Below are 12,921 nucleotides of genomic sequence, written 5' to 3'. Positions count from 1 at the left end.
TAGAAGGGAGGAATAGAACAAATGGAAATGTTAGCAACGTTAGCACCACTTATTCTGATGTTTGTGCTTCTGTATTTTATACTTATTCGACCACAACAAAAGCGCCAAAAGCAAGTCAGAGAAATGCAATCTAATTTGCAAAAAGGGGACGCTGTAGTTACGATTGGCGGTTTTCATGGAGAGATTCATGCAATGGATGAAGATACGCTAGTTTTACAAGCTGGAGATGGATCTAAATTAACTTATGACCGCTCAGCAATACGTGAAGTAAAACAATAATAACTATGATGGTTACCTAATAAGGGATAAGCAATGGACGAGGGTCTGTTGCTTATACCGACGAACAGAAATTTTTATACATAGATAAAGTATAATGGAACACAAAGGCAATTGCTTTTGTGTTCCTTTTTTGAAAGATAAAAAAGCATTTCTGTTATAAAGCAAAACGAGGATTGAACAAAAATTGCCCCCGTCGGGCGCAAGCGCCCAGCAACTAGGCGACTTCACTCCATTGCCCTAAGATAAGTCATCATTGGTTCGTCCTAAACAGGCGCCCCGAGCCTGCTTTAACACCACAAAAAGATAATTGATCTAGTATTAATTGTTTAGTTATCGCTTGACGACGCATCTCCAACGATGTTGACACCTAATGCACCACCAAATAACGCAGCGGCCATATATCCAGCGTGGTGAAGGGATTGTTCAAATGTAAATCCTTGTTGGTAGCCTAAGTATTGTACAGATAAAACGAATAATGTAAATCCCATTCCTGTAATTAGGCCAATGACCCATCCTTTTGTTTTTCCTTTAACGCCTGCTGCAAGCCCCCCAAGAAATAAACTGATAAGGCCAATGACGAAAGTGACCCATGACAAAGCAGGATCATTAAACGTAGTAAAGCGAAGCAACAAAGCTAATACAAAACTTGCGAGCATCATAAGTCCTAAAACAATAACCCATCCATATAATAATGCTACCCATTGTTTACTTTTCATAACGATTGCCTCCTTTCCAGATTGTCCACTTACTTTCATCCTATTCACTTAGAAAAAATAATAGACGAAAAATATTTTCTTTTTTAATGACATATAGTTGAAATATAGCGTAAAAAGGTAAGCATAGAAGGTGGGGAGTTAGTTGGAAATAATAGTAGCTTCAGTGATTTTTATTTGCTGTTACGTATTTATTATGACAGAACAAATCAATCGTGCAGTCGTCACTTTAACAGGTGGAGTGTTGTTGTTATTAACAGGGATATATTCTGCAGAACGTATGTTAACAGAATATATTGATTGGAACACGATTGCGCTTTTATTTTCCATGATGGTACTAATAGCAATAACAGAAAAGACAGGCTTGTTTGCTTTTATAGCTATTCGCTTTGCGCAAAAGGTTAAAGGTGATCCAATACCTTTATTAATTGGTGCTGGGGTGTTAACAGGAATTGGTTCTGCTCTATTAGATAACGTAACAACGGTATTAATATTTGTTCCTATTATGCTTAAAATAACCAAGTTATTAAAGCTTCCATCGTTTCCGTACTTGCTAATGATTATTTTCAGCTCTAATATTGGTGGTGCAGCAACGTTAATTGGTGATCCTCCTAATATTATGATTGGACAAGCGGTGGAGCATTTAACATTTTCATCGTTTTTAATTCATATGGCTCCAATTGCTATAATGATGTTCGGAGTGATGCTATTATTTGTTTTGGCGTTGTTTCGTAAATCGTTACGTAGGGCAGATTTTGATGTCAAAGAATTATTAGCTATGGATGCACAAGCGTACTTGCACCGAACACCCATGTTATATCAGTCGATTACTGTTCTTCTATTAACGATAACGGGTTTTTTATTACACGCATTTTTGTATGTTGAATTAACTACAGTAGCATTATCTGGAGCTGTGTTACTTCTTCTTTTGACAGAAAAAGAATTAGCGTCGGGAAAGATTTTTGAAAAAGTGGAGTGGGTAACGTTATTCTTTTTTATAGGCTTGTTCACGCTAGTAGGAGGTTTAGAAGAAGTAGGAGTTATTGATGAAATCGCAAGAGCAATTATAGTTATAACGGATGGGGATTATGTACAGACTGTATTATTAATACTATGGGTATCTGGATTGTTTTCTGGGATCGTAGACAATATCCCCTTTGTTGCAGCAATGATTCCTGTCGTTCAAGAGTTTGAAAGTTATGGAATGGTATATTTAGATCCTATTTGGTGGGCTTTAGCGCTAGGTGCTTGCTTAGGAGGAAACGCGACGTTAATTGGAGCATCTGCTAATGTAGTAGTAACAGGGCTTGCTGAAGGAGCTCACGAAAAAATATCGTTTATTCGGTTTATGTTATATGGATTTCCGTTAGTGATTATATCCTTAGTTGTTTCTACGATCTATATATATTTCCGTTATTTAGTTCCTTATATTGGATAAAAAATAAAAACACTTCCATACACGATGACTAATAAGGCAGGAAGTGTTTTATTTTTTTCCATTATCGTCTGATATTTTAAAAACTCCCCAATTTAAAGCCATTTTTGCAGAAAAGGGATTTGTTTCAATTCTTCTTTCGTTATAAAGCGAAGTAAAAATAAAAAAAGTATATAAATGAAACTTAATATAACAAAGATGATAATTAACAGTATAATCCCACCTTGCATATTTACGTATATACGTTGTAATAGCTCACCGACTCCCCAAGTCAATAAGAGAAGAGCAATCATTTTTGATATATCTAAAACAGGTATGCTAAATTTAATCGCTTTATACAAAGCTCCTAAATGTAAAAGTGTAATTAATACGACGCTTAAGGAAATAGCTATTGCAACACCAGTAATCCCAAAATTCGGATTGGATGCGAGTAAAAAAAGCATGGCAAGCTTACAAAAAGCACCAATTAAACTATTCCACATAGCAGCTTTAGCAAGGTCAAGTGCTTGTAATGCGGCTTGTAATGGAGCTTGGATATAAAGTAAAATAAAAAATGGAGCCATTATTGTGATAAATTTACTTGCATTAGCGGTTCCGTACATATATGTTAAAATAGGTACAGAAAATAAAGCCAGTACAATCGTAGCTATGGCTCCAGATGCAAAAGAAATCCGAATGGCTTGATGAATTCGGTAATGAATCATCCGTTTATTTTTTGTTGCCTCCGCTTCAGAAATAGAAGGGACTAAAGCGATGGATAAAGAATGGGTAATAAATGTTGGTAGAAACAGTAAAGGTAGTACATAACCTGTTAATTCACCGTATTGTTTTGTTGCTAATGTGGTGGATACCCCTGCTATGGCTAGACTTTGCGCAACAAGTATTGGCTCCAGAAAATGTGAAATAGATGCGATAAAGCGACTGCCTGTACTTGGTAAAGCAATGGAAAAAAGCTCCTTTATTGTAGATTTACTGGTTGCTAAATAAGAAAAAAAGTTTGTTCTTATTTTAATTCGTTTTTTTCGTTTGAATTTGTGCGTCATATAAATAAGTGACACAAATTCTCCTAAAATAATACTAAACATGGCTCCTGCTGCAGCATATTCAAGACCAAAAGGCAAGAGTAATTTAACAAACATTGCTACACAACTTATACGCACAATTTGTTCTAACACCTGTGCATAGCTTTGTGGTTTCATGTTTTGCTTTCCTTGGAAATAACCCCGTAAAACGGATGAAATAGCTATAATAGGAATGATTGGGCTGATAGCTAACAGTGGGTATAGTGTTCTTTCGTCAGTCAATAGATGTTTGGCGACAAACGGTGTCGCTGTAATCATTAAAGTGGTAAAGACGATACTAGAAATACCTGTAATGACTAAGGATACGATGACAATTTTTTTTGTTTTTGCTTCATCGCCACGAGCTTCTGCTTCAGCAATACGTTTAGAGATAGCAACAGGTAAGCCAAGCTGTGTTAATGTGATGACGAGAAAAAATGTCGGTAAAGCCATCATATAAAGACCAACACCTTCTTCACCAATCAATCGAGCGACGACGATTCGATTGATAAAGCCTAGAAAACGAGTGATCATACCTGCAAGAATAAGAATAAGTGTACCTTGTAAAAAAGTTTGTTTCGTCATCTTGACGACCTGCCTTCTCAAATAATGGAATATCATATACAATGATATATATGCAAATTAATGGTCCAAGCATGACAAGAATAAGCAAATAAGAATATTTTAACTCCATAAAAGGAGGGAGTTCTGTTGGAAATCGTACAAACTGTATCTGAATGGAAAGAAATGGTCCGTCCAGCTTTGCAAAGTAAGGCGGAAGAATTTCATTTAATGGGATATGAAGAAGCAACGCCAGAAGATGTTTGGAAATGTCTTGTAGGGAAAGTATGGAAAGGCGACCCTGAAAAAAGAATTTATGAAGTAGTACAAGACATTTTTCAATTAACAACAGCGACTTACATTAGTTATTTAACTGTAAGTGCACAGCAAAATGATGATTTATTTGCTTCTATTGCAGCAGTTACGAATACAGAAATGAATCATCATTAAATTACTACATAATGAATGACCCTAATGATAAGAGGGAGGACAATTTGTAATGAAAATGAGAGGCAGAATTGTTGCCTTTTTTCTAATCGTACTTATCTTTGCTGGTACAATTGGAACAACGGTTACAGGGATTACAAAAGATATTAATTTAGGTTTGGACTTACAAGGTGGATTTGAAGTTCTATATAAAGTTGAACCAGTTGACACTCAACAGGAGGTAGACCGTACAACGTTAGAATCAACGGTAGAGACTTTAAATGATCGTGTGAATCGACTTGGAATTAGTGAAGCAAGTATAGATATTGAAGGAGAAGACCGCATTCGTGTCCAGCTTGCTGGAGTAGAAAATCAAACCGAAGCAAGAGAGTTATTATCAACAACAGCACAGCTTTCTTTTCGTGATGTTAATGATAAAGAGCTTTTAAGTGGCAATGATGTTAAAGAAAATAGCGCGAAGCAGGATTTCGATCCTAAAAGTAATCAACCAATCGTTACATTAGAATTGAAGGATGCAGAGAAATTTGGTGAAGTAACGAGTAAAATAAAGGATATGAATAACCCAGAAACGACTTATCCAGATAATTTATTAGTCATTTGGATGGATTATAAAGAAGGTGATTCTTTTGCAGAAGAGTATGGAAAAGAGGATCCTAAATATGTTTCTGCTCCTAGCGTAACGCAGACATTAAATACGAACCAAGTCATGATTTCTGGTAATTTCACCGTGGAATCTGCAAAGCAATTAGCCAATGTCATTAATTCTGGTTCCTTACCAGTACACATGGTCGAGAAATATTCTACATCGGTAGGAGCACAGTTTGGGGAGCAGGCGTTAAACAAAACCGTTTTTGCAGGATTTATTGGTGTTGGCATCATCTTTCTCTTTATGATAGCTATTTATCGTTTCCCTGGTTTAATTGCAGTAATTAATTTAAGCATCTATATTTACCTTATTCTATTTGTATTTGAATTAATGAATGGTGTATTAACGTTACCAGGTATTGCTGCCCTCATCCTCGGTGTAGGTATGGCTGTTGATGCCAATGTCATTACATTCGAGCGCATTAAGGAAGAATTACGCACTGGAAAATCGTTAATTTCTTCATTTAAAGCTGGTACGAAGAATTCACTTTCAACCATATTAGATGCAAACATAACGACGCTAATTGCAGCTTCCGTATTATTTATTTTCGGAACAAGCTCCGTCAAAGGTTTTGCAACGATGTTAATCGTTAGTATTCTTGTGAGCTTTATTACGGCTGTCTTTGGTACTCGTTTACTTTTAAGCTTATGGATTAAAAGTCCGTTTTTAAAACAGCGTCCTAGTTGGTTTGCTGTAAAAAGGTCAGACATTAAAGATATTAAGGATAAGCAAGTTGAAGAAGCAAAATTATTTAATCGAGAAATCAATGTTGTTCAACATCGAAAGAAATTCTTTTGGATATCAACGATTATGGTTGTGCTAGGAATCGTTTCCCTTGCCTTATTTAAATTAAATCCAGGTATCGATTTTACAAGTGGTTCAAGAATTGAAATTTTAGCTGAAACTAGCATCACTACAGATGAAGTAGAGAAGGAGTTTGGCAAGCTTGATCTTGAAGTGAAATCGATCGTTTCTTCAGGGGAAAATGGAGAGATGGCCATTGCGAGATTTGATAGAGTATTAAGTAAAAACAAAATTGCTGAAGTGAAAAGCCATTTTGTAGATACTTATGGCAATGAGCCAAACGTTAGTGTTGTTTCACCAATTGTTGGTGAAGAGCTCGTGAAAAATGCGGCTTACGCTGTCGCCATTGCTTCTATATTTATGATTATTTATGTCACTATTCGTTTTGAATTCTTTTTCGCTATTACGGCGATAATTGCTTTATTACACGATGCTTTCTTTACGATCGCGATTTTTAGTGTTACGCAAATTGAATTTGATATAACCATTGTGGCAGCGATTCTTACAATTGTTGGTTATTCTATAAATGATACCATTGTTACTTTTGACCGAATTAGAGAGAATTTAAGGAAAAAGAAAAAAATTAAATCGTATAAAGAGCTTGCTAGCGTTGTTAATCGAAGCTTAGTACAAACGTTTGTACGTAGTATCAATACGTCCATTACCACATTAATTGCTGTATTAGCATTTTTATTTCTAGGTGCTGAATCAATTGGTGGATTTGCAATTGCTTTAACGTTTGGTTTATTAGCTGGTACGTATTCGTCACTTTTCTTAGCCTCACAATTATGGCTTGTATGGCGAGGAAAAATGATTAAGAAAAAACCAGTTGATTTTACAAAGAAAAAGCGTGTAGAAGGCCCACAAGTATAGACAATAAGGAGAGGCTCTCATCAAACGTCTAGGTACGTTTGGTGTAGAGCCGTCCTTGCTTTTAAAGTGTTTTTAGAAAAGGGAAAAAGGGTATATAATACTGCGTTTGTTAAAAGGAGGGGAATATGTGAGAGGTCAAACATATGTTATATTTACCATTGTTTTTGTGATTATCGTAGCAGTATTTGCCGTTACGAATGTGGAGACAGTGGAGGTCAATTACCTCTTTTGGTCCGCGGAATCACCGTTAATATTAGTCATTCTATTTTCCGTACTAATGGGCGGTTTAATAACTGCAACAGTAGGGTTAATTAAGATGTACCGTATGCAAAGAGAAATGAAGCGCCTTGAAGCTGAAAATTTCAACTTGATGAACAGGTTAGAAGAAGAAGGTATTTCACACCCTAAAGAAGAAAGCGAAGCGCTTCAATTAACTGAGGAGAAAGAAAAGTAGTCTTTAACTAATTTCATGACAAAAAATATAGAGGAAATGTAGTTGCTCCCCCTGTAACTATTTATGTATAATGGATAGGTCAGGGGGGTAAATTATGTTGGCAAGCAAGGCAAATTGGAATTTTATCGAACAAGAAATAGCGAACGTAGAAAGGGACAACGACTCCCTGTCTATTTCCCCTATCATTGAAAAATTACTGGTACAAAGAGGGGTTACGACGAAACAAGCTGTATCTAAATTTTTAAAACCAGATTTAGAAGATTTACATAGTCCAGATAAACTTCTTTCCATAGATAAAGCAGTAAAAAGAGTGAAATTAGCAATTGAACAAGGTGAAAAACTACTTGTGTTTGGTGATTATGATGCTGATGGAGTTACTGCTACGACGGTTTTGATAAAGGCATTACAAGAATTAGGTGCTCTGTGCGACTATTATATTCCGAATCGCTTTACAGAGGGGTATGGTCCAAATGAAGCTGCTTTTCGACAAGCACATCGAGAGGGATATACACTTATAATAACAGTAGACACGGGTATTGCCGCTATGGAAGAAGCAAAAATAGCGCAAGAATTAGGCATGGATGTAATCATCACAGACCATCATGAGGTTCAAGAAAATGTACCAGAATGTTATGCGATTATTCATCCTAAATGCTCACCTGATTATTTGTTTCAGGAGTTAGCTGGCGTTGGCGTAGCATTTAAATTTGCGCAAGCATTGCTTGGATATCTTCCCAAGCAATTGTTAAGTTTTGTTGCAATAGGTACTGTAGCAGACCTTGTACCGTTAGTGGATGAAAATCGTATATTGGTATACAACGGCTTAAAAGAATTAGCAAACACCACCAATCCAGGTTTAAAAGCTTTAAAACAGACTGCTAACATTAACGGTAATGTAACAGAAGAAGATGTGGGTTTTTCTATCGGGCCCAGACTAAATGCTGTAGGAAGACTTCAATCAGCAGACATGGCAGTAGAATTAATGCTAACCGAAGATCCACAAGAAGCTATAACCATTGCTGAAGAAATGGAAGAGATAAATAGCGAAAGACAACAAATTGTGCAAAAGATTGTAAAAGAAGCAGAGCGATTACTATCTGATAAAGAGCAGCAAGACGTTATTGTTGTAGCAAAGGAAGGTTGGAATGAAGGGGTATTAGGAATTGTTGCTTCTAAGCTAGTTCGTAAATGGGACAGACCAGCAATTGTTCTGTCTATTAAACCAAATGAAGGAATTGCAAAAGGATCTGCCAGAAGCATCCCAGCTTTTGATTTATTTCACAATTGTATGCAAGTAAATCATTTATTCGAGCAATTTGGTGGACATTCTCAAGCAGCAGGGATGACATTAGCATTAACGAATGTTCAACCGTTGGAACTAGCTTTAAACAAACAAATCGCTCAACAATTAAGCGAGTCAGACTTCAAACAAGAGTTAAACATTCATGCCACTTTACCTGTTTCACAAATAAATATTCCTTTAATTAAGGAAATTCAACAATTAGCTCCATTTGGAATGCATAATTCGAAACCGTTGTTTCATATAAAAGCTATACCAGAACAATCAAGGCAAATTGGGAGTATGAAAAATCACCTTAAATTGCAGTTCACAGAAAATAATCAACAACTTGATGCGATCGGTTTTGGCTTTGGAGAGTTGTACAACTACCTTACTCCTCATACGCCTGTTAACATCGTAGGCGAGTTAAGCATTAATGAATGGAATGGCAGTCAAAAACCACAGCTAATGATTCAAGACTTGTCTATTGATGAATGGCAGCTGTTTGATCATCGTGGAAAGCGGCAAGCAAATTTAAATGAATTTATTCATTCATACTCATCTGTTTTTAGTATAGGAGATCGTACCCGTGCGGAGTCTTTAGGAATCCCTCATAAAGATTATCAAGACGACTGGTCTTCGTTGGAAAATGTGGATACATTAATTTTATTTGCACTGCCATCAAACTTAAAAGACTTAGAAGCATTACTGAAACAAATTAAGCCAAAAAATATTCATCTGTGTTATTATGTAAAAGATAGCATTTATTTGCGTGCTTTTCCGTCTAGAGATGACTTTAAAAAGATGTATATTTTTTTACAACAGAAAAAAGTAGTATCCATTGATAAAGATTTACCTCCATTTGCACAAACAAATGGTTGGAGCAAGGATAAATTGTTGTTCTTAATTCATGTGTTTTACGAACTTCATTTTATACAGATAGAAGGCAGAATAATACAGGTTGAAGAAAAGCCATTAAAAAAAGATTTGCAGGAGTCAGCAACATATCAGAAACGTTTACAGCAAGCTGAGATTGAAAGGAAATTGTACTACTCAAATTACGAGCAATTAAAAAAACATTTTACAAACTGTATGGAACATTTGGGAAGCCCCAAGGAGGAACAAAGCTATGGATTATAAAAAATATATTAAAATTGTGGAAGATTGGCCAAAGAAAGGAATTAAATTTAAAGACATTACACCATTAATGGCAAATGGGGAAGCCTTTCATTCAGCAGTAGACGAAATTGTGGATTACGCGAAACAAAAGGAAATAGATGTCGTTGTAGGTCCAGAAGCAAGAGGATTTATTATAGGGTGTCCAGTCTCTTATTCGTTAGGAGTTGGATTTGCGCCAGTGAGAAAAGAAGGAAAACTTCCTCGTGAAGTCATTAAAGTGGATTACGGTTTGGAATACGGAAAAAATGTCTTAACCATTCATAAAGATGCGATTAAACCTGGTCAACGTGTATTAATTACAGATGATTTATTAGCAACAGGGGGGACGATTCAAGCAACCATTCAGTTAGTAGAAGAACTCGGAGGTGTTGTTGCTGGATGTGCATTTATTATTGAATTAAGTTATTTAAACGGAATGGACAAACTAAAAGGCTATGATGTACTATCTTTGATGCGTTTTTAATCGTGCCAATTAGGTCTGACGATAAGCCCTCGTTAGGCCTATTGTTATTACTGATATACATAACCTGGTCAACCAAGGGGTTGATCAAAGCTTAATGAATGCTAACAATACATATCATACATTCCCTTATTACCAAGATGGCTATTAAAAATGCATCTCAGATATATTGTCAAATTAAATGATAATAGCGATGAGAATAGTGAAAAATTTCCAAGTAATCTTTTTTAAAAGCCAGTATACTATATTTTTAGGCAAGTACATTTACTCAAACTCGATTTTTTTCTAGTTGGCTGATTCTAACAATGGACACATGTATTTGAAAAGCATATAATGAAACTATTTAAATAACTAAAAATTAGACTCGATTTCGCGAATAAAGGTGATTTTTTATGGCAAAAACCGATATAATGACAATAGATGATATTTTAAATAAGGCAAGTCAGTATCTGTCGGAAGATGATACTGCTTTTATTTGCCAAGCCTATGAATTTGCCGAAGAAGCTCATGCTGATCAATTTAGAAAGTCGGGGGAGCCGTATATTATCCACCCTGTACAGGTAGCAGGAATATTAACGGAGCTCGGGATGGACGCTGAAACAATCGCAGGAGGATTTCTTCATGATGTGGTTGAAGACACGGATGTGACTGTGGAAGAAGTGGAAGAAGCATTTAATCATGAAGTAGCTATGCTAGTTGATGGGGTTACAAAGTTAGGGAAAATTAAATATAAGTCAAAAGAAGCGCAGCAAGCAGAAAATCATCGAAAAATGTTTGTTGCCATGGCGAAAGATATCCGTGTGATTTTAATTAAATTGGCAGATCGTTTGCATAATATGCGTACTTTAAAACATTTGCCTCCCGAAAAACAGCGTCGTATTGCAAATGAAACGCTAGAAATTTTTTCACCGTTAGCACATCGATTAGGAATTTCAACCATCAAATGGGAATTAGAGGATACGGCATTACGCTATTTAAATCCTCAGCAATATTATCGAATTGTTCAATTAATGAAACAAAAAAGAGATCAGCGTGAATCATATATTAAAGAAGTCATGGATCAAGTTTCCAAACAATTAAGAGAAATGAATATAGATGCTGAATTATCTGGCCGTCCAAAACATTTATATAGCATATATCGGAAAATGGTAAAACAAAATAAACAGTTTAATGAGATATATGATTTGCTTGCTGTGCGCATTTTAGTTAATAGCATTAAGGATTGTTATGCTGTTCTTGGCATTATCCATACTTGTTGGAAGCCGATGCCTGGGAGATTTAAAGATTACATTGCTATGCCAAAACCAAACCTGTATCAATCATTGCACACGACCGTTATAGGTCCAAAAGGTGACCCGCTAGAAGTGCAAATTCGGACAAGAGAAATGCATGAAATAGCCGAATATGGAATTGCAGCTCATTGGGCGTACAAAGAAGGCAAGCAAGTTCAAAATGATAAAAAGTCTTTTGAAGAGAAATTAACTTGGTTTAGGGAGATTTTGGAGTGGCAAAATGATACACATGACGCAGAAGAATTCATGGAATCTTTAAAGGTCGATTTATTCTCAGACATGGTATATGTGTTTACTCCAAAGGGAGATGTTATTGAGCTTCCAGCTGGTTCCGTTCCCTTAGATTTTGCCTATAAAATTCATACAGAAATCGGTAATAAAACGATTGGAGCAAAAGTTAACGGGAAGATGGAGCCACTTGATTATAAATTGAAAAACGGCGATATAGTTGAAGTAATGACGTCAAAGCATTCTTATGGTCCCTCTCAAGATTGGCTTAAAATAACCCAAACTTCTCAAGCTAAAAGTAAGATTAAGCAATTTTTTAAAAAACAGCGTCGTGAAGAAAATTTGTTAAAAGGGAAAGAAGCTGTGGAACGTGAAATTCGTAGCTTTAGTATCGAACCAAAAGATGTTTTAAAGCAGGATAATTTGCAGCGTGTGTATGAAAAATATAATTTCTCTAATGAAGAAGATATGTATGCAGCGGTAGGTTATCAAGGTATTACTGCTGCATCTATAGCAACAAAGTTAACAGAAAAATTAAGACAATCAAAAGAAAAACAACAAGCTCTTGAACAAACCATTGAAGAAGTTAAAACAGATGGAAAACAAAAGAAAGTCAGTAAACGGGATTCTGGAGTGAAAGTAGAGGGGATTGACAATTTACTTGTCCGTTTATCTAAATGTTGTAACCCAGTACCAGGCGACCAAATAGTAGGATATATCACAAAAGGAAGAGGTGTATCCGTTCATCGAGCTGACTGCCCGAACGTGCAGACAGAAGAAGCTAAGCAACGATTTTTGCATGTCGAATGGGAAAATAATCGTACAGAACAGAAACAATATCATGTAGATTTGGAAATATCGGGCTATGATCGACGAGGATTAGTGAACGAAGTGCTACAAGCCGTAAATGAAACGAAGACGAATATAACTTATGTGAATGGTAGGTCAGACCGAAATAAGATGGCAATTATTCAAATAACCATTCTAATTCATAATACAGCACATCTTCGAAAAATAGTCGAGCGCATTAAACAAATTCCTGAAGTGTATTCCGTAAAACGAACATTGCATTGATGTACATTGTATCTTAATAACGCAATAATACGCTTCGTAGCTAAAACGGAGATAGGCAAAGAGTGCTGTAAAGAGTTTGAGTAAAGAATACCCTTGCTATAACGAGGATGCTTAAGTCCATCCTTATGTGGCGCTA

General features: G+C 35.9%; 10 protein-coding genes. 8 read left to right on the top strand and 2 right to left on the bottom strand.

What is annotated here, in order from left to right:
* Positions 1-21: 21 nt before the first annotated feature.
* Positions 22-279, top strand: coding sequence for a preprotein translocase subunit YajC (gene yajC / locus HLX49_RS06600; protein WP_073004631.1), 258 nt, complete (start codon positions 22-24; stop codon positions 277-279).
* A gap of 326 nt (positions 280-605) precedes the next feature.
* On the opposite strand, the gene HLX49_RS06595 is transcribed toward yajC, so the two are convergent.
* A complete protein-coding gene (locus HLX49_RS06595) occupies positions 606-995 on the bottom strand; it encodes a TIGR04086 family membrane protein (protein ID WP_296361054.1) in 390 nt (129 codons plus the stop codon).
* Between the two features lie 142 nt (positions 996-1,137).
* On the opposite strand from HLX49_RS06595, the gene HLX49_RS06590 reads away from it, so the two are divergent.
* The gene (locus HLX49_RS06590; RefSeq protein WP_077703449.1) at positions 1,138-2,430 is read left to right on the top strand and encodes an ArsB/NhaD family transporter; all 1,293 of its coding nucleotides are present in this window, start codon (positions 1,138-1,140) and stop codon (positions 2,428-2,430) included.
* A gap of 92 nt (positions 2,431-2,522) precedes the next feature.
* Here the strand turns inward: HLX49_RS06590 and spoVB are convergent, their stop codons facing one another.
* The gene (gene spoVB, locus HLX49_RS06585) at positions 2,523-4,073 is read right to left on the bottom strand and encodes a stage V sporulation protein B (protein ID WP_077703450.1); all 1,551 of its coding nucleotides are present in this window, start codon (positions 4,071-4,073) and stop codon (positions 2,523-2,525) included.
* 126 nt (positions 4,074-4,199) lie between these two features.
* On the opposite strand from spoVB, the gene HLX49_RS06580 reads away from it, so the two are divergent.
* The 6 genes from HLX49_RS06580 (at position 4,200) to HLX49_RS06555 (ending at position 12,785) form a co-directional block, all read left to right on the top strand.
* Positions 4,200-4,499, top strand: a complete 300-nt coding sequence (locus tag HLX49_RS06580; protein WP_077703451.1) for a post-transcriptional regulator — start codon at positions 4,200-4,202, stop codon at positions 4,497-4,499.
* A gap of 49 nt (positions 4,500-4,548) precedes the next feature.
* Complete coding sequence (gene secDF / locus HLX49_RS06575; RefSeq protein ID WP_077703452.1) at positions 4,549-6,819, top strand: protein translocase subunit SecDF; 2,271 nt, start codon at positions 4,549-4,551, stop codon at positions 6,817-6,819.
* Positions 6,820-6,946: 127 nt separating this feature from the next.
* A complete protein-coding gene (locus HLX49_RS06570) occupies positions 6,947-7,273 on the top strand; it encodes a LapA family protein (protein ID WP_077703453.1) in 327 nt (108 codons plus the stop codon).
* 94 nt (positions 7,274-7,367) lie between these two features.
* A complete protein-coding gene (recJ, locus tag HLX49_RS06565) occupies positions 7,368-9,692 on the top strand; it encodes a single-stranded-DNA-specific exonuclease RecJ (protein ID WP_296361053.1) in 2,325 nt (774 codons plus the stop codon).
* Positions 9,682-10,194 (top strand): adenine phosphoribosyltransferase, encoded by a 513-nt coding sequence (locus HLX49_RS06560; protein WP_077703455.1) that lies wholly within the window; start codon positions 9,682-9,684, stop codon positions 10,192-10,194. The genes recJ and HLX49_RS06560 overlap by 11 nt, the downstream gene beginning before the upstream one ends.
* A 389-nt stretch (positions 10,195-10,583) precedes the next feature.
* Positions 10,584-12,785: a RelA/SpoT family protein gene (locus HLX49_RS06555; RefSeq protein WP_296361052.1), complete on the top strand. Its 2,202-nt coding sequence runs from the start codon at positions 10,584-10,586 to the stop codon at positions 12,783-12,785.
* The last annotated feature ends 136 nt before the right edge of the window (positions 12,786-12,921 follow it).

Origin of the sequence: Virgibacillus sp. (assembly GCF_013393565.1) — a bacterium.
Lineage (GTDB): Bacteria > Bacillota > Bacilli > Bacillales > Amphibacillaceae > Virgibacillus > Virgibacillus dokdonensis.
The sequence above is the reverse complement of the archived record's forward strand: the minus strand, read 5'-3'. Positions and strand labels throughout refer to the sequence as shown.